The organism is Paracoccus angustae (assembly GCF_042648745.1).
Lineage (GTDB): Bacteria > Pseudomonadota > Alphaproteobacteria > Rhodobacterales > Rhodobacteraceae > Paracoccus > Paracoccus angustae.
In genome coordinates this window covers 144,110-164,203 of the sequence record NZ_JBHRXY010000002.1, presented here as the reverse complement: position 1 = coordinate 164,203, position 20,094 = coordinate 144,110, and the positions used below count along the sequence as shown (strand labels likewise).

General features: G+C 68.2%; 22 protein-coding genes. 15 read left to right on the top strand and 7 right to left on the bottom strand.

The features are described from left to right. Nucleotides 1-13 precede the first annotated feature (13 nt). The gene (gene ihfA, locus ACFOM8_RS03875) at nt 14-316 is read right to left on the bottom strand and encodes an integration host factor subunit alpha (protein ID WP_103173462.1); all 303 of its coding nucleotides are present in this window, start codon (nt 314-316) and stop codon (nt 14-16) included. A 178-nt stretch (nt 317-494) separates the two neighbouring features. Between ihfA and ACFOM8_RS03870 the strand changes: the two genes are divergently transcribed. Then, entirely contained in the window at nt 495-773 is a 279-nt protein-coding gene (locus ACFOM8_RS03870) for a DksA/TraR family C4-type zinc finger protein (RefSeq protein ID WP_377759482.1), read from the top strand. A gap of 4 nt (nt 774-777) precedes the next feature. On the opposite strand, the gene ACFOM8_RS03865 is transcribed toward ACFOM8_RS03870, so the two are convergent. The 4 genes from ACFOM8_RS03865 to ACFOM8_RS03850 all read right to left on the bottom strand — a co-directional run bounded on the left by ACFOM8_RS03865 (nt 778) and on the right by ACFOM8_RS03850 (nt 3,852). Next, nucleotides 778-1,752, bottom strand: coding sequence for a beta-ketoacyl-ACP synthase III (locus ACFOM8_RS03865; RefSeq protein WP_377759480.1), 975 nt, complete (start codon nt 1,750-1,752; stop codon nt 778-780). Beyond that, entirely contained in the window at nt 1,749-2,852 is a 1,104-nt protein-coding gene (plsX, locus tag ACFOM8_RS03860; RefSeq protein WP_377759479.1) for a phosphate acyltransferase PlsX, read from the bottom strand. Before plsX ends, ACFOM8_RS03865 begins: the two co-directional genes overlap by 4 nt. A gap of 23 nt (nt 2,853-2,875) precedes the next feature. Continuing rightward, complete coding sequence (gene rpmF, locus ACFOM8_RS03855) at nt 2,876-3,082, bottom strand: 50S ribosomal protein L32 (protein WP_377759477.1); 207 nt, start codon at nt 3,080-3,082, stop codon at nt 2,876-2,878. 245 nt (nt 3,083-3,327) lie between these two features. Beyond that, complete coding sequence (locus ACFOM8_RS03850) at nt 3,328-3,852, bottom strand: YceD family protein (protein ID WP_377759475.1); 525 nt, start codon at nt 3,850-3,852, stop codon at nt 3,328-3,330. A gap of 147 nt (nt 3,853-3,999) precedes the next feature. Here ACFOM8_RS03850 and ACFOM8_RS03845 point away from each other — a divergent pair, with 147 nt between their 5' ends. Then, a complete protein-coding gene (locus ACFOM8_RS03845) occupies nt 4,000-4,449 on the top strand; it encodes an outer membrane protein assembly factor BamE (protein ID WP_377759473.1) in 450 nt (149 codons plus the stop codon). An 18-nt stretch (nt 4,450-4,467) separates the two neighbouring features. On the opposite strand, the gene ACFOM8_RS03840 is transcribed toward ACFOM8_RS03845, so the two are convergent. Further along, nucleotides 4,468-4,650 (bottom strand): hypothetical protein, encoded by a 183-nt coding sequence (locus tag ACFOM8_RS03840; protein ID WP_377759471.1) that lies wholly within the window; start codon nt 4,648-4,650, stop codon nt 4,468-4,470. A gap of 74 nt (nt 4,651-4,724) precedes the next feature. Further along, complete coding sequence (locus ACFOM8_RS03835) at nt 4,725-5,723, bottom strand: serine hydrolase domain-containing protein (RefSeq protein ID WP_377759470.1); 999 nt, start codon at nt 5,721-5,723, stop codon at nt 4,725-4,727. A gap of 258 nt (nt 5,724-5,981) precedes the next feature. Between ACFOM8_RS03835 and ACFOM8_RS03830 the strand changes: the two genes are divergently transcribed. The 13 genes from ACFOM8_RS03830 (at nt 5,982) to ACFOM8_RS03770 (ending at nt 20,068) form a co-directional block, all read left to right on the top strand. Beyond that, complete coding sequence (locus ACFOM8_RS03830; protein ID WP_377759468.1) at nt 5,982-6,701, top strand: SseB family protein; 720 nt, start codon at nt 5,982-5,984, stop codon at nt 6,699-6,701. Nucleotides 6,702-6,750: 49 nt separating this feature from the next. Then, entirely contained in the window at nt 6,751-7,443 is a 693-nt protein-coding gene (locus tag ACFOM8_RS03825) for a CDP-alcohol phosphatidyltransferase family protein (protein ID WP_377759466.1), read from the top strand. 11 nt (nt 7,444-7,454) lie between these two features. Then, complete coding sequence (locus ACFOM8_RS03820; protein ID WP_377759465.1) at nt 7,455-8,921, top strand: ABC transporter substrate-binding protein; 1,467 nt, start codon at nt 7,455-7,457, stop codon at nt 8,919-8,921. A 1-nt stretch (nt 8,922) separates the two neighbouring features. Next, nucleotides 8,923-10,182 (top strand): DUF2254 domain-containing protein, encoded by a 1,260-nt coding sequence (locus ACFOM8_RS03815; protein WP_377759463.1) that lies wholly within the window; start codon nt 8,923-8,925, stop codon nt 10,180-10,182. Between the two features lie 78 nt (nt 10,183-10,260). Next, the gene (locus tag ACFOM8_RS03810; protein ID WP_377759461.1) at nt 10,261-10,698 is read left to right on the top strand and encodes a hypothetical protein; all 438 of its coding nucleotides are present in this window, start codon (nt 10,261-10,263) and stop codon (nt 10,696-10,698) included. A 173-nt stretch (nt 10,699-10,871) separates the two neighbouring features. Then, complete coding sequence (locus tag ACFOM8_RS03805) at nt 10,872-12,428, top strand: 2-isopropylmalate synthase (RefSeq protein WP_377759459.1); 1,557 nt, start codon at nt 10,872-10,874, stop codon at nt 12,426-12,428. 267 nt (nt 12,429-12,695) lie between these two features. Further along, nucleotides 12,696-13,298, top strand: coding sequence for a VPLPA-CTERM sorting domain-containing protein (locus tag ACFOM8_RS03800; protein WP_377759457.1), 603 nt, complete (start codon nt 12,696-12,698; stop codon nt 13,296-13,298). A gap of 224 nt (nt 13,299-13,522) precedes the next feature. Beyond that, nucleotides 13,523-14,557, top strand: coding sequence for a rod shape-determining protein (locus ACFOM8_RS03795; protein WP_103173449.1), 1,035 nt, complete (start codon nt 13,523-13,525; stop codon nt 14,555-14,557). Between the two features lie 27 nt (nt 14,558-14,584). Beyond that, complete coding sequence (mreC, locus tag ACFOM8_RS03790) at nt 14,585-15,520, top strand: rod shape-determining protein MreC (RefSeq protein WP_377759454.1); 936 nt, start codon at nt 14,585-14,587, stop codon at nt 15,518-15,520. Continuing rightward, complete coding sequence (locus ACFOM8_RS03785; RefSeq protein ID WP_377759453.1) at nt 15,520-16,047, top strand: rod shape-determining protein MreD; 528 nt, start codon at nt 15,520-15,522, stop codon at nt 16,045-16,047. The genes mreC and ACFOM8_RS03785 overlap by 1 nt, the downstream gene beginning before the upstream one ends. Further along, nucleotides 16,044-17,984 carry a penicillin-binding protein 2 gene (gene mrdA, locus ACFOM8_RS03780; RefSeq protein ID WP_377759451.1) on the top strand — a complete coding sequence of 647 codons (1,941 nt, stop codon included), beginning with the start codon at nt 16,044-16,046 and terminating at the stop codon, nt 17,982-17,984. Before ACFOM8_RS03785 ends, mrdA begins: the two co-directional genes overlap by 4 nt. 5 nt (nt 17,985-17,989) lie before the next feature. After that, entirely contained in the window at nt 17,990-19,129 is a 1,140-nt protein-coding gene (gene rodA, locus ACFOM8_RS03775) for a rod shape-determining protein RodA (RefSeq protein ID WP_377759450.1), read from the top strand. Between the two features lie 30 nt (nt 19,130-19,159). Beyond that, nucleotides 19,160-20,068 (top strand): 2-hydroxyacid dehydrogenase, encoded by a 909-nt coding sequence (locus ACFOM8_RS03770; RefSeq protein WP_377760058.1) that lies wholly within the window; start codon nt 19,160-19,162, stop codon nt 20,066-20,068. The last annotated feature ends 26 nt before the right edge of the window (nt 20,069-20,094 follow it).

Here is a 20,094-nt window from a genome sequence, read left to right as displayed (position 1 = left end):
TCCGAACCGCCCCTCAGCCCTTGTTTCCGGCCGCCACGCGGTCCTTCATCAGATGCGAGGGGCGGAAGGACAGCACGCGGCGGGGGGTGATCGGCACTTCCTCGCCCGTCTTGGGATTGCGGCCGATGCGTTCGTTCTTGTCGCGCAGGCTGAAGGTGCCGAAGGACGAGATCTTCACCTGTTCGCCCCTGACAAGCGCGTTGGAAATGTGTTCAAGCACCGATTCGACCAGCTGGGCGGATTCGTGACGCGAAAGACCCACGTCCCGAAAGACGGCCTCTGCGAGGTCCATCCGAGTCAGCGTCTTGTCACTCATGACTTTTCCCCTTAGATTTCACAAGGATGGTGGCAATTCTTTCGCCTGTCAACGAGAAGCGCGCCTTTTCGTTCCAGCACGGGTCGCCGGATCGGCCGCTGCGGGGGTCGGCGGAAAAGGGCGGACGTTGAAAAAGGCGCCGCCGGACTATCTTTCCGCCAAGCCGGAGAACAGGAAAATGGCCGGAGGATGGGCCCGCGACGACGCGGTCAACGACCAGATCGAGATCACCACGGCCGAGGCCGTGGCCCGCGCCCGCCTGCGCGCGGGCCGCGTCGCTGCCGCCGTCGAAAGCGCCGCCACCTGCATCGACTGCGACGAGCCGATCCCCGAGGCGCGGCGCCGCGCCGTTCCCGGCGTGCGGCTTTGCGTGGAATGCCAGTCCGGGCACGACAAGGCCCGGCGCCCGTCCGGCGGCATCAACCGGCGCGCCAGCAAGGATTCGCAGCTGAAATAGCCGCCTACCAGCGCAGGACGACCGAACCCCAGCTGAGGCCGCCGCCGATCGCCTCGGTCAGGATCACGTCGCCGGGGCTGAAACGGCCCTGGCCGTCGGCCACGGACAGCGCCAGCGGGATCGAGGCCGCCGAGGTGTTGCCGTGGTCGGCCACCGTCAGGATCACCTTGTCCATCGGCAGGCCCATCTTCTGCGCCGTTGCCGTGATGATCCGCGCGTTGGCCTGGTGGGGCACCAGCCAGGCCACGTCCGCGGGCGTCAGCCCGGCCTTGTCCAGCGCGACATGGGCGGTCTTGGCCAGCTTCTCGACCGCGTGGCGGAAGACCAGGTTGCCCTGCATCCGCAACTGCCCCGCCGTGCCGGTGGTGGACACGCCGCCATCGACATAAAGCAGTTCGCGGTACTGGCCGTCGCTGTTGAGGTCGCTGGCGAGAATGCCCCGGTCGTCGCTGGTGCCTTCGCCGTTCTGCGCCTCCAGCACCACGGCGCCCGCGCCGTCGCCGAACAGCACGCAGGTGCCGCGGTCGGACCAGTCCATGATGCGCGAGAAGGTCTCGGATCCGATAACCAGGACGCGCCGGGCCATGCCGCCGCGAATCATCGCGTCCGCATTGGCCAGCGCGAAAACGAAGCCCGCGCAAACGGCCTGGACGTCATAGGCGAAGCCGTGCGTCATCCCCAGGCCGTACTGGATCATCGTGGCCGAGGCCGGAAAGGTGTGGTCGGGGGTCGAGGTCGCCAGAACGATCCCGTCGATGTCGTCGGGCCCAAGGCCCGCCCTGTCCAGGGCCGCCCGCGCGGCGCGCAGGCCCATGTCGCTGGTGGCCTGGCCTTCGGCCGCGAAATGGCGCCGCTCGATCCCGGTGCGGGTGCGGATCCAGTCGTCGGTCGTGTCCAGCCGTTCCTCGAACCAGCTGTTCGGGACCACGCGTTCGGGCAGGTAATGGCCGGTGCCGCGCACCACGGAACGCAGCGTCACGATGCGGCCTCGGCATCTGGGGCGGCGGCAACGGCGGCCTGCGCCACGCGCGCGGCCAGCCGGTCCTGGAAGCCCGATTTCGCCAGCGTGAAGGCCAGCTTGATCGCCGCCGACACGCCCGTCGCATCGGCCGAGCCGTGCGACTTCACAACCGTGCCGTTCAGGCCCAGAAAGATTCCGCCGTTCACGCGTCGCGGGTCGATCCGCTTTTGCAGGCGCTTGAGGGATGTCATCGCCAGAAGGGCGGCAAACTTGGACATGATCGAATTCGCGAAGGCGTCCTTCAGCAGGGTGCCGACCAGCTTGGCCGTGCCTTCGCCGGTCTTCAAGGCGATGTTGCCGGTGAAACCGTCCGTGACGATCACATCCACGCGCGCCGAGGGCAGGTCGCCCCCTTCCACGAAGCCCACATAATCGAACCGCCCCGCCTCGGTCGCGGCCATGATCAGATCCTGGGCCTGCTTCAGTTCGGCCCGGCCCTTGTGTTCCTCGGTCCCGACATTCAGCAGGCCGACCCGCGGCTGCGCCAGGCCCAGGCCGTTGCGGGCGTAGGATGCGCCCATCAGCGCATATTGCAGCAGGTCATGCGCATCGGCCCGGATGTCGGCGCCCACGTCCAGCATGATGTTGAAGCCCTGCGGGTTCAAGGACGGCCACAGGCAGGCGATGGCGGGGCGGTTCACGCCCGGCAGCTTGCGCAGGCGCAGCATCGACAAGGCCATCAGCGCGCCGGTGTTGCCGCAGCTGACGGCGGCTCCGGCCTCGCCCGTTTTGACCGATTCGAGGGCCGACCACATGGACGTGCCGTCGCCCTTGCGCACCACCTGGCTGGGCTTGTCGTCCATGGTGACGACGCCCCCGGCATGGCGGATGTCGCAGCGTCCGGCCAGCGCCTTCCTGCGCCCGACAAGGCGGCGAAGCTCGGCCTCGTCGCCATGCACGATGAACCGGATCTCGGGGTTCTTGGCCGCGCTTTCGGCCATGCCCGCGACAACCGCCGCGGGGCCGCGATCACCGCCCATCGCATCGACCGAAATCACCACGCCGCCCCCGGTGCCGGAGGCAGGCGTTTCACGATGGGTCACGTCACGGTCGGTCATCTGGCGCGGATGCCAAACCCGGCTCAGGCCGCGTCGTCGTCCAGGTCGATGGCGTTCGCCTGGGCCACGACTTCGCGGTCGGCGTAATGGCCGCAGGACGGGCAGACGTGATGCGGACGCTTCAGTTCGCCGCAGTTCGAGCATTCGTTGGGGTTGCCGGCGACCAGGGCATCGTGGGCGCGGCGCATGTTCCGGCGGGACCGGGTAACGCGATTCTGAGGGACAGCCATGTCACAACCTCGGGTTTGGCGGGGTGCGACGCGCATGCGTCCTTGCGCACCCTTTGGGATTGAATTCGTAAATGAACCGCGCAGATACGCCATGACGGCCCCGCCCGCAACCCCTTGCGGCGGGGCAGGCCCGGCTTATTGCGCCGCAAGCCGCGGTTTGCGCCAGCGCCGCCCGCGTTCCGGCGGCGAAAACCCGGCCCCCTGTGGCGCGGAGGCCACGGTGGCGCGGCAGCCGGGGGAATCGCCTAATCCGCGCCCCCCCCGCGCAGCAGCTTGTCGAGACCGGCGAACGGGCGGCGGGTGTCCGGCGCGGGATCGGCGGGCGCCGCGTCGAAGGCCACGCCTTCGGCGCGGGGGTATTCGGGCAAGGCCAGCGCCAGTTCCTCGATCATCACGGCGGCCAGGTCGATGAACTGGCCCAAGGGCTCCAGCGTGTCGTCGGGCATCTCGACCTCGTCGCCCTCGGGCGCGGTCAGGTGGGGCGAATAGTGGCGCTCGACCGGTTCGTCCAGGATGGTCCTGACGGGCTTCAGCGTGACCACGCAGGGCTGCGTCACGCGGGCGCGCAGCCGGCCCTTCAGCGCCCAGGCGTCGCCCCCCTCGGCGCGGATCTCGCCCTCGAAGGACAGCTGCGACAGCGCGTCGATGCGCAGCTCGGCCGCGATGGCGGCGCAGCGCGGCGCTTCGGGCGTCAGGGAAAAGGGGGTCGGCGCGCGCGGGTTCAGATGGGCCGTGCGCAGGCGTTCGGGTTGCGGGGCGGGACTGTTCATGGCGGGCCTCGGGGGCGGTGCCGGCGGGATTGCCGCCGGTGTGATCGGCGCCAACCCCGCGGCGGGATTGTCATTCTTGAGCGCGGTGCCCGAGTTTGCTAAGCCGGGCGGGCCGCGTCAACAGCCCCTGCGCAAAGGAAAGACGGAATGACAGCCATCCGGCATCTAATGGTTCTGGCTTTCGTGGCCGTCCTTGGCCTTGCCGCCTGCGCGCCGGTGTATCGCAACCACGGCTTCATCCCCGCGCCCGAGGATCTGTCGCAGGTCGTCGTCGGTCAGACCACCGTGGACGAGTTGCAGGGCCTGATCGGCCGCCCCTCGGCGCAGGGCCTGCTGACCGGCTCGGGCTGGTATTACGTCGGTTCCCGTTGGCGCCATTACGGCGCCCTGGAGCCGCGCGAGATCAGCCGGGAGGTCGTGGCCGTGTCCTTCGCCCCCGACGGCGTTGTCACCAATGTCGAACGCTTCGGGCTTGAACGCGGCCGCGTCGTCACCCTGTCGCGCCGCGTGACCGACGGCAGCGTGACCGAGATCTCGCTGATCGGGCAGTTGCTGGGCAACCTGGGCAATTTCCAGGCGGCAGACATCGTCGACTGACGACCGCCCCCCAAGCCGCTATTCGGTCGGGTCGCCGCTGGCGGCGTCGGGGGTCGTGTTGCGGTCGTATCGGGGCTGGCGCGCGCTGCCGGACGGTTCGACGGGGCCGTCGCCTTTCCGCAGCGAAGGGCGCGTGGTCTGGTCCATGTCCATGTTCTTGTCGTCCATGTTCTTGTCGGGATCCTTGTCGGGGTCGGGCATCCTCACCTCCTGCGCAGGGGATGCGGGGTCAACCGCCGCCGGGGCGCGGTTGTTCCCGGCGCCGGGGCCTGTCCCTATGCCGCCTGCACGATCCGGTCGGCCAGCAGGTGCAGGTCGTTGCGATACCCGGTCCGCGCCGAGGGCTGGTCGGGGTCCGAGGTCACGGCCACGGCCACGGCGGGCTGGCGCCCCGCCGCGGGAAAGACATAGATCATCTGCCCGCCATAGCCCCAGCCATAGCGCACGGGACGCCCGCTGGCCTGACCGATGAACCAGCCATAGCCGTAGCCCTGCCCGCTGAAGATCGACGCGGTGCGCGGCCGCCAGCTTTCGGCGATCCAGCCTTGGGGCACGACCTGCTGCCCGCCCGCGCGGCCCCCGTCGGCGTAAAGCGCGCCGAAGGCCAGCAGGGACCGCGTGCTCATCGCCATCTGGTTGCCGCCCAGGTAGATGCCCTGGGGATCGCGCTCCCATCCCGTGATGCGGAAACCGGGCACCGCGCCCAGCCAGTCGCGCGCCAGATCCAGCGTGGACCGGCCCGTCACCCGCGTCAGGATCGCCGAAACCAGATGCGTCGAGGCCGTCGAATACTGCATCCGTCCGCCCGGATCCTGGGTGAAGGGCGCGGCCAGCGCCGCGCGGACCCAGTTGCGGCTGCTGACCCAGGCCCCGTAGTTCGCGCCCGACTGCCGTTCCAGCCCAGCCTGCATGGACAAAAGGTTGCCCAGCGTCACCCGGGCCAGGCGGGGGTCGGGATCGGCTGGCAACGCGTCGCGCAGGATCGGCGCGATGGGCTGGTCGGGGCCGTCCAGTTCGCCCTTGTCTATGGCGATCCCGGCAAGGGCCGAGATGATCGACTTCGACGCCGACTTGATGTTGGTCGGACTGTCGGGGGTAAAGCCGTGATAGCCCCGGGCGGCGATTTCCCCGCCCCCCCGCCAGACGGCGATGGCGCGCAGGTTTTCCAGGCGCTCCGCATCGTCGAGGATCGGGGACAGGCGCGCCTGCGCCAGGGCGGACGCGGCAAGCAGCGGGGACAGGCTGGCGGTCAGCAGAAGGGCGCGGCGGTTCATGGCCCATATATGGACGCCCCCGCCGTCGCTGCGGAATCACGCTTGCGTCAGCCCCGGGCCTGGACCGGCAAAGGCCGCCGTCTTCGCCACGTCGCGTCGGCCCGACGCCGCCGGGCCTGGAAGGCCCGGCCAGCGCCCGCCCCCCGCCGCGGGCGGGGAAACCCGAGGATGTCCTGATCCCCCGGCCAACCGGGGGCTGGACGATCCGCCACGGCCGTCCTAGGGCAGGGTCATGCCCTTTTCGCCGAAAGGCCCGCCATGACCGCGCTTGACGACCTTGCCCCGTATCCCTTCCACGATGCAGACGCCCCGCAGCGCGCGCGGATGCTGTCGCGGCTGGCGGACACCGAACTGGCCGTGGCCCTTGCGGCCGAGCCTGCGGACGACCGGGTGGAACTGCGCATCTTTCCGCTGGACGCCGGCCCCGTGGCCCTGGCCTGCGATACCGAGGACCGGCTGGCGGGCTTCTTCGGCGGTCCCGTGGCCTATGCGGCGATGCCGGGGCGGGTGCTGGCGGGCCTGCTGAAATCCGGGGGCGCCGGGCTGCTGGTCAATCCGGGCCATCCGTCGGAAATGCTGCTGGACGCGGCCATGCTGGACTGGCTGACCGGCGCGCTTTCCGCCGCGCCCGAACCGGCCGACGTCCGCCTGCGCCTGATCCCGCCCGCGCCCGCCGTGATCGAGGCCTTGGCGCAACCCCTGGCGGAACGCCTGGGCGACATGCGCGGGCTGATCGCGGGCGCGGCGCTTGCCGGGGCGGGGAACGGCCATGTCGTGCTGGTCGCGGGCGCCGATCCCGCCCACCAGCCCGCCATCGCCAAGGCCCTGGCCGAGACGCTGGCCTTTCTGCCCCCGCAGCCCGGCGGCGTCGATGTCAGCTTTACCGATTCCGCGCTGCCCGCGGGCGTCCTGCGCTTCGACCTGACCCCGCCCGCCGAGCCGCCAAGCCGGCCGAAAGGCCCTCCGATCCTGCGCTGAGGGTCCAAGCACGGTTGCGTGATCCCCGCCAAGCTGCCAGAACCTGCCCATGAAGACGCAACACAAAGCCCTGTCCGTCCACCTGCTGACCGCCACCGGCGCCGTTCTGTCCATGCTGGCGATGCTCGCCGCGGTCGAGGGCAAGTGGTCGCTGATGTTCCTGTGGCTGGTCGTGGCCCTGGTGGTCGACGGCATCGACGGCCCGCTGGCGCGGCGCTACGACGTCAAGATCCACTCGCCGAACTACGACGGCGTGCTGATGGACCTGATCATCGACTATCTGACCTATGTGTTCATTCCGGCCTATGCGCTGTTCAAGTCGGGCCTGCTGTCCGGCTGGACCGGCTGGTTCGCGATCATTGTCATCGTTTACGGCAGCGTGATCTATTTCGCGGACACGCGGATGAAGACCAGGGACAACAGCTTTTCCGGCTTTCCGGGCTGCTGGAACATGGTGGTGCTGGTGCTGTTCGCGACCGACCCGCACTGGACGGTGATCCTTCTGATCATCGTGGCGCTGACGGTGGCGATGTTTCTGCCCATCAAGTTCATCCACCCGGTCCGCACCGAACGCTGGCGGGCGGTCTCGTTGCCGATCGCGATCCTGTGGTGCGTCTTTGCCGCCCGCGCCGCCTGGGTCGAGTTTCACCCCGACAGCTGGGCCAACTGGGGTCTGGTCGTGACCTCGCTGTGGCTGCTGCTGGCGGGGGCCGCGCAGCAGCTTATACCCGAACGCGCCTGAAGGGGACGACCATGCGTGATCTTCTGAAATCCGCCGCCGCGCTGGTTCTGCTGGCGCTTCCCGCGAACGCCCAGGACGCCATCACCCTGGGCATGGTGCTGGAGCCGCCGAACCTCGACCCCACCGGCGGGGCGGCGGCGGCCACGGACGAGGTCGTGTACGCCAATGTCTTCGAAGGCCTGACCCGCTTCGGCCCCAACGGCACCATCGAACCCGCCCTTGCCGAACGCTGGGATGTCGAGAACAACGGCCGCACCTATGTCTTCCACCTCCACGACGGCGTGAGCTTCCACGATGGCGCGGCCTTCGACGCGGGCGACGTGGTCTTCACCCTGGACCGCGCCCGGGCGCCCGGTTCGACCAATGCCCAGAAGGTGCTGTTCCAGGGCATCGAAGCGGTCGAGGCCCTGGATCCGCTGACCGTGCGCGTGACTTTGGCGGCGCCCGACGGCAACTTTCCCTTCAAGATGGCCTGGGGCGATGCGGTGATGCTGGATCCGGCCAGCGCCTCCAGCCTTGCGACGACGCCCGTCGGCACCGGCCCGTTCCGGTTCGACCGCTGGGTGCAGGGCGACCGGATCGTGCTGTCCGCCTTTGACGGCTACTGGGGCGAAAAGCCCGCCTTGAAAACGGCGACCTTCCGCTTCATCCCCGACCCCTCGGCGGCCTTCGCGGCGGTCATGGCGGGCGACGTGGACGCCTTTCCGAACTATCCCGCGCCCGAAACCCTGCCGCAATTGCAGGCCGATCCCCGCTTCAAGGTGATGGTCGGCACCACCGAGGGCGAGACGATCCTGGCCATGAACAACGCTCGGGCGCCCTTGAACGACATCAAGGTCCGCCAGGCCATCGCCCATGCGATCAACCGCGCCGACATCATCGACGGCGCGATGTTCGGCTACGGCACCCCCATCGGCAGCCATTTCGCGCCCCATCACCCCGATTACGTCGATCTGACCGGCCTTTCGGATCACGACCCCGAAAAGGCCAAGGCCCTGCTGGCCCAGGCGGGCGTCGGCCCCATCGCCCTGCGCCTGGCCCTGCCGCCCACGCCTTACGCCCGGCGGGGCGGAGAGATCGTGCAGGCCCAGCTTGCCGCTGTCGGCATCCAGACCCGGATCGACAACATGGAATGGGCGCAATGGCTGGAAACGGTTTTCAAGAACGGCGACTTCGACCTGACCGTCATCAGCCATACCGAGCCCCTGGACATCGACATCTACGCCCGGCCCGACTACTACTTCCGCTATGCCCGGCCCGAGTTCGTCGCGCTGATGGACCGGTTGCAGGCGGCGGTGACGCCGCAGCAGCGCGGCGACCTGTACAAACAGGCGCAAGAGATGATCGCCCGCGATCACGTCAACGCCTTTCTGTTCCAGCTGGCCAAGACCGGCGTGGCCGACGCGCGGATCGAGGGCCTGTGGGAAAACGCCCCCACGCAGGCCAACGACCTGACCAAGGTCCGGTGGATCCCCTAGCATGTCCCGGCTGCGCTGGATCCTGTCGCGGCTGCGCCGGACGTTGTGGGTCCGCGTCTCGCTTTATGCGGTGCTTGGCGTGTTCGCGGCCATTGCCGCCACCCTGGCCATCTATTTGCCCTGGCCGCTGCCCATCGACATCAGCGCCGAGGCGATCGACAGCCTGCTGAACGTCATCGCCTCGTCCATGCTGGCGGTCACGACCTTCTCGGTCACGGCGCTGACCTCGGCCTATGGGTCGGCCACCTCGAACGCCACGCCCCGCGCCACCCGCCTGCTGACCGAGGACGACTTCATCCAGTCGGTGCTGGCGACCTTTATCGGGTCGTTCCTGTTCAGCATCGTCGGCCTGGTCGCGCTGCGGGTCAGCGTCTACGGCCCGCAGGGCCGGGCGCTGCTGTTCGTGACCACGGTGCTGGTGATCGTTCTGATCGTGCTGGCCTTGCTGCGCTGGATCCACCAGCTGACCAAGCTGGGCCGGGTGGGCGACACCATCGACCGGCTGGAGGAGGCCACCCGCCGGTCCATGGAGGCGCGGCTGGATCTGCCCTTCCTGGGCGGCCGCCCGCTGCCCCCCGACGCGCCGACCGCGCCCGCCGTCCTGTCGGACCAGGTGGGCTATGTCGAATTCATCGACACCGCCGCGCTGTCCGACCTTTGCGAAAAGCGCGATCTCCGCCTGGACATCCGCGTCCTTCCCGGCACGTTCCTGTATCACGGCACCCCTTTGGCCGTGATCGTGGACCAGCCCGTCACCGAGGATCTGGCCGCCGCCATCCGCCGCCCCTTCACCATTGCCCCGGCGCGGTCCTTCGACCAGGATCCGCGTTTCGGCATCATCGCCTTGGCCGAGGTTGCCCTGCGCGCCTTGTCCCCCGCCGTGAACGACCCCGGCACCGCCATCGACGTGATCGGAAGGCAGGTGCGGTTGCTGACGCTGTGGTCCGAGGGTTGGCACAAGGCGGAACTGCACCGGGCGCAATACCCCCGGCTGCGCGTGCCGCCGCTGCGTTACGACGAGATCCACGACGACGCCTTCCGCCTGATCGCCCGCGACGCGGCGGGCCAGATCGACGTGCTGACCCGCCTGGTCAAGGCGCTGGACGCGCTGACCCGCATCGGACCGGACACCGCGCGGCAGGCGGCGGCGGCGCAACTGCGGATCGCCGTTTCAAGGGGCTTGGACGGACTGCCCGCGCCCGACCGGGACCGGCTGCGGCAGGTGCTGGACGATCTGGACCAGGCCCGGGGGGCGGCGTGATGACCCGGCCGCATTTGCGGGGAGCCTTTCCAAGCCTGCCGCTGGTGTCTTTGGCTTGCCGGGGCTCGGTCTGATCGGATGGTTGCTGGCGCGGCCCCATGGCCTTTCGACCGTGCCGCCATTCGCACCCTGCGCACCAAAGGTGTCTCGGTCACGCTGGATCGCATCCTTTTGGCCGACGCCGCGACGGTCTGCCTTGTCGCGCCCTGTTTCGATACGGGGTTCGAAGAGACCCCCAATGCGGCCCTGATCGGCCAGATGGATCAGGACTTCAGCGATAACGGTGTTATTCGCGTCGGTCTGTTTGATCGCAAAGGCAAGATGCTTGCTAACCTTTCGATCTCATGGCGCTTGATGGACCTGAAGCAGGGGTTTCATTCGGATTGCAGGTCACCGGAACGCGTCGCTGTCCTGTTCGAGAAGAATGCCTGGTCGCGGATGGTGATCCTCGGGCCGCAGCCCCAGGGCAATTTCCCCTTTTCAAACCGCACCCATGACGGCATAGTCCCGCCATGACCCGGATGCTGGACATTCCCGCCGCCCCGACCGCGCCCTTTGGCGCGCGTCTGGCCGTGAACCTCCGCGGTCTGCTGCTTCTTACGCTGCGCTGAGCGGGTCTCCGGGCCGCCGCTCAGCCAGGACGTGCCCGGGCCATCCCAGCAACAGAACCTCCGTAAGAAAGCATCCCCATGACCGACAAGAACCGCGTCGTCATTTTCGACACCACGCTGCGCGACGGCGAGCAGTCGCCCGGCGCCACCATGTCCCACGAGGAAAAGCTGGAAATCGCCCAGATGCTGGACGAGATGGGCGTGGACATCATCGAGGCGGGCTTTCCCATCGCGTCCGAAGGCGACTTCGCCGCCGTCAGCGCCATCGCCCGGCAGGCGAAGAACAGCGTGATCTGCGGCCTGGCCCGCGCGCAGCTGCCCGACATCGACCGCTGCTGGGAAGCGGTCAGGCACGCCCGCCGCCCGCGCATCCACACCTTTATCGGCACCTCGCCCCTGCACCGCGCGATCCCGAACCTGGACATGGACCAGATGGCCGAGCGGATCGAGCAGACCGTGACCCATGCCCGCAACCTGTGCGACAACGTGCAATGGTCGCCCATGGACGCGACCCGGACCGAACACGACTATCTGTGCCGCGTGGTGGAAATCGCCATCAAGGCAGGCGCGACCACCATCAACATCCCCGACACCGTGGGCTATACCGCCCCCCGCGAATCGGCCGACCTGATCCGCATGCTGCTGGAGCGCGTGCCGGGGTCGGAAAACGTGGTCTTCGCCACCCATTGCCACAACGACCTGGGCATGGCCACCGCCAACGCCCTGGCCGCCGTGGAAGCCGGCGCCCGCCAGATCGAATGCACCATCAACGGCCTGGGCGAGCGCGCCGGCAACACCGCGCTGGAGGAGGTGGTGATGGCGCTCAAGGTGCGCCACGACATCATGCCCTTCACCACCGGCATCGACACGACCAGGATCATGGGCATCTCGCGCCGGGTGGCGCAGGTGTCGGGCTTTCCGGTCCAGTTCAACAAGGCCATCGTCGGCAAGAACGCGTTCCTGCACGAATCCGGCATCCACCAGGACGGCGTGCTGAAGAACGTCGAGACCTTCGAGATCATGCGCCCCGCCGACATCGGGTTGAACGAGACCAACATCGCCATGGGCAAGCATTCGGGCCGCGCCGCGCTGCGCGCCAAGCTGGCCGACCTGGGCTATGATGTCGGCGACAACCAGTTGAAGGACATCTTTGTCCGCTTCAAGGCGCTCGCCGACCGCAAGAAAGAGGTTTACGACGAGGACATCGTGGCGCTTGTCCAGGACGCCTCGGCCAATACCGGCGACGATCACTTGCAGGTCAAGCACCTGCGCGTCGTTTGCGGCAGCGACGGGCAGTCGGCGGATCTGACCATGATCGTGGACGGGCAGGAAAAGACCGTGCACGCCACGGGCGACGGCCCGGTCGATGCCTGCTTCAACGCGGTCAAGCAGATCTTCCCGCACAACGCCATGCTGAAGCTGTATCAGGTCCATGCCGTGACCGAGGGCACCGACGCGCAGGCCACCGTGTCCGTGCGGATGGAGGAGGACGGCCGCATCGTGAACGGCCAGGCCGCCGACACCGACACCATCCTGGCCTCGGTCAAGGCCTATGTGGGCGCGCTGAACCACCTGATCGTGCGGCGCACCCGCGCGGGCAAGGACGGCAAGGAAATCAGCATGTATTCGCACTGACACGAAGAACAGGCGGGGTGCGGCATTCTGATTCGGATCGCACCCCGGCCCCGACGGTTGCAGGGATGCATGCAATAACCCTGTACAAAAAGATACCCGTCATGCGTGTGCCGGCAGATTGACGGATGCGTTAACCGGTGCGATACAGGCCGCACTTCGATCATCAGCAAAACTGACGGCGAATGTGTCGGATGTGGCAGGCAAAAGGCTGTCGCGTCTTTATGGTATTGTTTTGCGGCGCATGGGCGCCGGTTCACGAGGATGAAGATGCGAGCTTTTTGTCTTGCCGCCACGATTTCGCTTTTGTCGGCGGGTGCTTCCGCCGCCGCAACGCTGAACGAAGGAACTTTCGGCGAATTTTCTGCCGACTGGACGAACCCGACGGTGGTTGCCGAGGGCAACGACAGCATTTCCGGCACATGGGGGTGGCAGAACGATCATGACATCCTTGCCTTTACCTCGCTTAGGAAGGGTGCCCAGACCGTCACGCTGTCGTTCGCGCCCAAGGTGTCCGGCGACACGTCGAACAACAGCTTCTCGTCCGGCGGGCGGGTGCTCTACAAGTTCTCGCCGCTGCAATACAGCGCGTGGGAAGGAACCGATCTGGCCAATTTCAGCATGGAGCATTGGAATCGCGGCCAGGACTTCACCTATACGCTGACGCTGGGCGACGATTTCGATGGCGCGCTTTATCTGATGCTGTTCAACACCCACACGTCGCATGGTGGCCTGACCTACAACATCGCCGTGCCGGGCAATGCCGTGGCCGAAACGCAGCCCGCCCCGGTGCCGCTGCCCGCCGGCGCGGCGCTGCTGCCCGCCGGTCTGGCCGCCCTGGCCTTCCTGCGCCGCCGCCGCAAGGCCCGTTGACGCCAACCGACCCGCGCAAGGGCGCCCATGCCGGTCATGGGCGCCTTTTTCATGCGTCCGGGGCCTGCCTGTCCTTCGCGGCGGCAATGCTTGAACGGGGCTTTCAAGCCGCCCCGGAGGATTCTATATGGTGGCACCGCCGCGTGCGCCCCTGCGCGTCGTGGCCATGGCGCAATGCAAGAAACAGGCACAGCCGGTGAAACCGGCGCGAAAGGATAACGGGCATGGCATTCGGCGGTTTGTTTTCGACCGACATCGCAATCGACCTCGGGACGGCGAACACGCTGATCTATGTCAAGGGCAAAGGCATCATCCTGAACGAGCCCTCGGTCGTGGCCTATCACGTCAAGGACGGCAAGCGGCAGGTGCTGGCCGTGGGCGAGGACGCGAAACTGATGCTGGGCCGCACCCCCGGTTCCATCGAGGCGATCCGGCCCATGCGCGAAGGCGTCATCGCCGATTTCGACAGCGCCGAGCAGATGATCAAGCACTTCATCAAGAAGGTGTTCAAGCGCAGCGGCTTTTCCAAGCCCAAGGTCATCGTCTGCGTGCCCCATGGCGCCACCCCCGTTGAAAAGCGCGCCATCCGCCAGTCGGTGCTGTCGGCGGGCGCGCGCAGGGCCGGGCTGATCGCGGAGCCGATCGCGGCGGCCATCGGCGCGGGAATGCCCATCACCGAACCCACTGGCTCCATGGTGGTGGACATCGGCGGCGGCACCACCGAGGTGGCGGTGCTGTCCCTGGGCGACGTGGTTTACGCCCGTTCGGTCCGCATCGGCGGGGACCGGATGGACGAGGCGATCATCAACTATCTGCGTCGCAACCAGAACATGCTGATCGGCGAATCGACCGCCGAGCGGGTCAAGACCTCTATCGGCACGGCGCGGATGCCCGACGACGGGCGCGGCGCCACGATCATGGTGCGCGGCCGCGACCTGCTGAACGGCATCCCCAAGGAAATCGAGATCAGCCAGGCCATGGTGGCCGAGGCGCTGGCCGAACCCATGCAGGCCATCTGCGAGGCCGTGATGGTCGCGCTGGAAGCCACGCCCCCTGATCTGGCCGCCGACATCGTGGACCGGGGCGTGATCCTGACGGGCGGGGGCGCGATGCTGGGCGATCTGGATCTGGCGCTGCGCGAGCAGACAGGATTGTCGATCACGCTGGCCGACCAGCCGATGAACTGCGTTGCGCTTGGCACCGGCAAGGCGCTTGAATACGAAAAGCAGCTGCGCCACGTCATCGACTACGACAGCTGAAGGGCGGCCCGGAAAAAGGCTGCGTGAATGGCACGCAAGGGACCAGATTTCGCCACACCCGTCCGGCGCGTGCTGATCGCGCTGATGACGCTTGTTCTGATCGCGCTGTTCCTGTTCTGGCGCATCGACAGCCCCCGGGCCGAGGCGATGCGCATCGCCATCGTCGACCGGGTGGTGCCGTCCTTCGACTGGGCCATGGCCCCCGTCACGCAGGCAGGCCAGATGATCGGCGGGTTCCAGTCCTATGCCCGGATCTACCAGCAGAACCAGGAACTGCGGCGAGAGTTGCAGAAGATGCAGGCCTGGAAGGAAGCCGCGGTTCAGCTTGAACAGGAAAACTCCAAGCTGATGGCGCTGAACAAGGTCCGCATCGACCCGGCGCTGACCAGCGTCACCGGGACCGTGATGGTGGACAGCGGCTCGGCCTTCCGGCAGTCGGTGCTGCTGAACGTGGGCGCGGACGACGGCATCGTCGAAGGCTGGGCCACCATGGACGGGCTGGGGCTTGTGGGCCGCATCTCGGGCGTGGGCAAGCGGACCAGCCGGGTGGTGCTGCTGACCGATCCGTCCTCGCGCATTCCCGTCTCCATCCAGCCCTCGGGCGAACGGGCGCTGCTGACGGGCGACAACACGCCGCTGCCCTTTCTGGACTTCATCGAGACGCCGGACAACGTCCGGCCCGGCGACCGGGTCGTGACCTCGGGCGACGGGGGCGTGTTCCCGCCGGGGCTGCTGGCGGGGCAGGTGGTGCAGGGCAGCGACGGGCGGATGCGGCTGCGCATGGCCGCCGATTACGGGCGGCTGGAATTCCTGCGCGTGCTGCGGTCCCATCCGGCGGAAACCGTGGCCGATTCGGACGCGGTCATCACCCCGGGCGAGCGGGGCTTCATCGGCCCGCAGATGCCGACATCGCCGGTCGAGGCGGCGGCGGCGTCCGACCCCCTGGCCACGGGGACCGAGTGATGAAAAGGCCGGTGCTGGCCGGCACGGTTCTGTTCTGCGCGGCAATGGCGGTTTTGCTGTTCCTGCGCCTGCTGCCCTTGTCGGCGGGCGGGGTGCGGCTGCCCGGTCCCGACCTGGGCTTGTGCCTGACGCTTGCCTGGGTGCTGCGCCGTCCCGACCAGCTGGCGGCCCCGGTGATCGCGCTGGTTTTCGTCGTCCAGGACATTGTGCTGTTCCATCCCCTGGGCCTTTGGCCCGCCATCGTGCTGTTGGGGTCCGAGGCCGCACGCTTGCGTGAAGGGCGTTGGCGCGACGGGCCATTCGTGGTTGAATGGCTGCGCATCGCCGTCCTGATGGGCATGATGATGCTGGGCTATCGTATCATACAGGTGCTGTTCATGATGCCGGTTCCGGCCCTGGGCCAGGTGATCCTGCACTATATCGCGACCGTTGCCGCCTATCCGCCCGTGGTGCTGGCGGCGCGGGCGCTGATCGGGTTGCGCCGCATCGCCCCGGGCGAGGCCGAGCAGACAAGGGCCGCGCGATGACCGGCAAGCCCCGCAAGACCGACGGAGGCGGCCGCGGCCTGACGCGTCGGGGACTGATGCTGGCGGGCATCCAGCTGGGCGTGGTCACGACGCTGGCGCTGAAGCTGCGCTCCATGCAGGTCGAACATGCCGAGCAGTACCGGATGCTGGCCGACGGCAACTCGATCAAGATCCGCCTGCTGGTGCCCGCGCGCGGGCTGATCCACGACCGCAACGGCATCGTCATCGCGGGAAACGAGCAGAACTACCGCGTCACCCTGACGCGCGAGGAAGCGGGCGGCGACGTGGAACCGGTGCTGCGCCGCCTGGCCCAGCTGATCCCGATCAGCGACGCCCGCATGGCCGAACTGCTGAACGAGTTTTCCAGGCGCACCGCGATCACGCCCATCGTTCTGGCCGACCGCCTTACCTGGGAACAGTTCAGCTCCATCGCCGTGAACGCCCCCGCGCTGGCCGGGGTCACGCCCGAATCGGGCCTGTCGCGCGTGTATCCGCGCGCGGGCGATCTGGCGCATGTGCTGGGCTATGTCGGGCCGGTTTCGGATTACGACCTGTCCAAGATCGAGAACCCCGATCCCGTCCTGATGCTGCCCGAGTTCCAGCTGGGCAAGGTCGGCTTCGAGGCCCGGATGGAGGATCACCTGCGCGGCAAGGCCGGGCAGCGCCGGGTCGAGGTGAACAGCGCCGGCCGCGAGATGCGGCAGCTGTCGCGCCAGGAAGGCGAGCAGGGCGCGACCGTGCAGATGACCATCGACGCGCAGTTGCAGAACTACGCCGCGCAGCGCATGGGCGCCGAAAGCGCCGCGGCCGTGGTGATCGACGCCCAGACGGGCGACGTCGTGACGATCTGTTCCTCGCCCTCCTTCGATCCCAACAAGTTCGTGCGGGGGATTTCCTCGGCCGACTACAGGGCGCTGATGAACCATGACCACCGCCCGCTGGCCGACAAGACCGTGCAGGGCGTTTATCCGCCCGGTTCGACCTTCAAGATGGTCACGCTGCTGGCCGGGCTGGAGGCGGGCGTGATCAACGCGGGGTCGCGCTTCTACTGCCCCGGCTACACCACGGCGGGCGGGCGCCGCTTCCATTGCTGGAGCAGGGGCGGCCATGGCAGCGTCGATGCCGTGACCAGCCTGTCGCACAGCTGCGACGTGTATTACTATGAACTGGCGCAAAAGGTCGGCATCGACCGGATCGCCGCCATGGCCCGCAAGCTGGGCCTGGGCCAGCGCCACGATCTGCCCATGTCGGCGGTGGCCGAGGGGATCGCCCCGGACCGGGCCTGGAAGCAGGCGCGGCACGGGCAGGCCTGGCAGGTGGGCGACAGCCTCAACGCCTCGATCGGGCAGGGCTATGTGCTGGCCTCGCCCTTGCAACTGGCGGTGATGACCGCGCGCATCGCCTCGGGGCGCGAGGTGAAGCCCCGGCTGGTCCGCGCCATCGACGGCGTGCCCCAGCCGGTCCCGGACTTTCCGGCCCTGGACATCGACCCCGCGCATCTGCGCGTCGCCCGCCTGGGCATGGACGAGGTGATGAATTCGGCCAGCGGCACCGCCCGCCGGTCCCGCATCATCCGCGAGGACTGGCGCATGGCCGGCAAGACCGGCACCAGCCAGGTCCGCAACATCACCGCCGCCGAACGGGCGCGGGGCGTGGTGTCCAACGACCAGTTGCCCTGGGAACGCCGCGACCATGCGCTGTTCGTCTGCTATGCGCCCTTTGACGCGCCGCGCTATGCGGCGGCGGTCGTGGTGGAACATGGCGGCGGCGGCTCGGCGGTGGCCGCGCCGGTCGCCCGCGACATCATGCTGTATGCGTTGAACGGCGGCCTGCCGCCGCTGGACGCGGTGCCCGACGATCAGCGCGCCGCGATGGAGGAACGCCACAACGCCATGCACCTGTTCGCGCCCGATGCGCCCCGTCTGACGCGGGCCTGATCGCCATGTCCTATCTCGATTATACCGTCGCCCAGACCCCGACCGGCATCCGCAAGATCCTGTATCTGAACTGGCCGCTGGTCTTCCTGATCGCCGCGGTGGCCTCCATCGGGTTCCTGATGCTGATCTCGGTCGCGGGCGGCCGGGTCGATACCTGGGCCGAGCCGCAGATGTACCGTTTCGCCGCCGGCATGGTGATCATGATCGCGCTTGCCTTTGTGCCGATGTGGTTCTGGCGCGGCATTTCCATCCCCGCCTATGTCGGCTGCGTGCTGCTGCTGGTCGCGGTGGAACTGGTGGGCACCATCGGCATGGGCGCGCAGCGCTGGATCGACATCGGCCCGATCCGCCTGCAACCGTCCGAGCTGATGAAGATCTCGCAGGTGCTGCTGCTGGCCGCCTATTACGACTGGCTGCCGCCCCATCGCGTGTCGCGCCCGCTGTGGGTGCTGATCCCGGTGGTGCTGATCCTGGCGCCGACCGGGCTTGTGCTGATCCAGCCGGATCTGGGCACCTCGATCATGCTGGTCGCGGGGGGCGGCATCGTGATGTTCGCGGCGGGCGTGTCCTTGTGGTATTTCGGCGTGGTGATCGCCGCCGCCGTGGGGCTGGTGGCGACCGTGCTGGAAAGCCGGGGCACCGACTGGCAGCTTTTGAAGGACTACCAGTTCCGCCGCATCGACACCTTTCTGGACCCGACCGCCGATCCCCTGGGCGCGGGCTACAACATCATCCAGAGCCAGATCGCCCTGGGATCGGGCGGCTGGTCGGGCCGGGGCTTCATGCAGGGCACGCAGTCGCGGCTGAACTTCCTGCCCGAAAAGCACACCGACTTCATCTTCACCGTTCTGGCCGAGGAGTTCGGCTTCGTGGGCGCGATGTCGCTGTTGGGGCTTTACACGCTGATCATCGGCTTTTGCCTGTATTCGGCGCTGACCAACCGCGACCGGTTCGCCGCGCTGATCACCGTGGGCATCAGCGGCACGTTCTTTCTGTATTTCGCGATCAACATGGCCACCGTGATGGGGATGCTGCCCGCCAAGGGATCGCCCCTGCCGCTGGTCAGCTATGGCGGCACCTCGCTGATGATCCTGCTGCTGGGCTTCGGGCTGGTGCAGGCCGCCCATGTCCACAGGCCGCGATAATGGGGCCGCGATGATGGGGCCACGATGACGATGCGCGTCCTGTTCGCCGCCCCCGACGCGATCTGGCCGGACTGGGCGCCCGTCCTGACGCGCCTTGCGCCCGAGATGGAACTGGTGCGCGACGCCGACCCGGCCGGCATCGACGCGATCATCTATGCGCCGGGCGGTCCCATCAACGACCTGTCGCCCTTCGTGAACGCGCGGCTTGTTCAAAGCCTTTGGGCCGGGGTCGAGCGCATCGTGACAAACCCGACCCTGACGCAGCCCCTGGCGCGCATGGTCGATCCGGGGCTGGCGCGCGGCATGGCGGAATACTGCACCGGCTGGACGCTGCGCGCGCATCTGGGGATGGACGCCTATGCCCAGGACGGCGCCTGGCGCAACGGCCTGACGCCGCCTCTGGCGGACGGGCGGCAGGTGACGATCCTGGGGATGGGAGAACTGGGCCGCAGCGTGGCGGCCATGCTGGGCGGCATCGGCTTTCGCGTCGCGGGCTTCAGCGCCTCGGGGCGGGCGGTCCCGGGGGTCGAGGTCTTCGGCCCCGACGGGCTGGACCGGGCGCTGGCCAGGGCCGAGATCCTGATCACCCTGCTGCCCGACACCCCGCAGACGCGGGGCCTTCTGGACGCGGACCGGCTGGCGCTGCTGCCGCGGGGGGCCTGGCTGATCAACCCGGGCCGGGGCACGGTGCTGGACGACGCCGCGGCTCTGGCCGCGCTGGATCGGGGTTGCCTGGCCCATGCCGTGCTGGACGTGTTCCGGGTCGAGCCGCTGCCCCCGGACCACCGCTTCTGGTCCCATCCCCGGGTCACCGTCACCCCCCATATCGCCGCCGAGACGCGCCCCGAAACCGCCGCGCCCGTCGCGGTCGAGAACCTGCGCCGCGCCATGGCGGGCCGTCCCGTTCTGCATCTGGTGGATCGCCGGAAGGGCTATTGACCCGCGAATGCTTAACATTCCTTAAG

Coding starts and splice junctions, on each gene's coding strand:
- ihfA (WP_103173462.1), bottom strand. CDS start 316: ATGAGTGACAAGACGCTGACTCGGATGGACCTCGCAGAGGCCGTCTTT.
- ACFOM8_RS03870 (WP_377759482.1), top strand. CDS start 495: ATGGCCGGAGGATGGGCCCGCGACGACGCGGTCAACGACCAGATCGAG.
- plsX (WP_377759479.1), bottom strand. CDS start 2,852: ATGACCGACCGTGACGTGACCCATCGTGAAACGCCTGCCTCCGGCACC.
- rpmF (WP_377759477.1), bottom strand. CDS start 3,082: ATGGCTGTCCCTCAGAATCGCGTTACCCGGTCCCGCCGGAACATGCGC.
- ACFOM8_RS03850 (WP_377759475.1), bottom strand. CDS start 3,852: ATGAACAGTCCCGCCCCGCAACCCGAACGCCTGCGCACGGCCCATCTG.
- ACFOM8_RS03845 (WP_377759473.1), top strand. CDS start 4,000: ATGACAGCCATCCGGCATCTAATGGTTCTGGCTTTCGTGGCCGTCCTT.
- ACFOM8_RS03840 (WP_377759471.1), bottom strand. CDS start 4,650: ATGCCCGACCCCGACAAGGATCCCGACAAGAACATGGACGACAAGAAC.
- ACFOM8_RS03835 (WP_377759470.1), bottom strand. CDS start 5,723: ATGAACCGCCGCGCCCTTCTGCTGACCGCCAGCCTGTCCCCGCTGCTT.
- ACFOM8_RS03830 (WP_377759468.1), top strand. CDS start 5,982: ATGACCGCGCTTGACGACCTTGCCCCGTATCCCTTCCACGATGCAGAC.
- ACFOM8_RS03825 (WP_377759466.1), top strand. CDS start 6,751: ATGAAGACGCAACACAAAGCCCTGTCCGTCCACCTGCTGACCGCCACC.
- ACFOM8_RS03820 (WP_377759465.1), top strand. CDS start 7,455: ATGCGTGATCTTCTGAAATCCGCCGCCGCGCTGGTTCTGCTGGCGCTT.
- ACFOM8_RS03815 (WP_377759463.1), top strand. CDS start 8,923: ATGTCCCGGCTGCGCTGGATCCTGTCGCGGCTGCGCCGGACGTTGTGG.
- ACFOM8_RS03810 (WP_377759461.1), top strand. CDS start 10,261: ATGGTTGCTGGCGCGGCCCCATGGCCTTTCGACCGTGCCGCCATTCGC.
- ACFOM8_RS03805 (WP_377759459.1), top strand. CDS start 10,872: ATGACCGACAAGAACCGCGTCGTCATTTTCGACACCACGCTGCGCGAC.
- ACFOM8_RS03800 (WP_377759457.1), top strand. CDS start 12,696: ATGCGAGCTTTTTGTCTTGCCGCCACGATTTCGCTTTTGTCGGCGGGT.
- ACFOM8_RS03795 (WP_103173449.1), top strand. CDS start 13,523: ATGGCATTCGGCGGTTTGTTTTCGACCGACATCGCAATCGACCTCGGG.
- mreC (WP_377759454.1), top strand. CDS start 14,585: ATGGCACGCAAGGGACCAGATTTCGCCACACCCGTCCGGCGCGTGCTG.
- ACFOM8_RS03785 (WP_377759453.1), top strand. CDS start 15,520: ATGAAAAGGCCGGTGCTGGCCGGCACGGTTCTGTTCTGCGCGGCAATG.
- mrdA (WP_377759451.1), top strand. CDS start 16,044: ATGACCGGCAAGCCCCGCAAGACCGACGGAGGCGGCCGCGGCCTGACG.
- rodA (WP_377759450.1), top strand. CDS start 17,990: ATGTCCTATCTCGATTATACCGTCGCCCAGACCCCGACCGGCATCCGC.
- ACFOM8_RS03770 (WP_377760058.1), top strand. CDS start 19,160: ATGCGCGTCCTGTTCGCCGCCCCCGACGCGATCTGGCCGGACTGGGCG.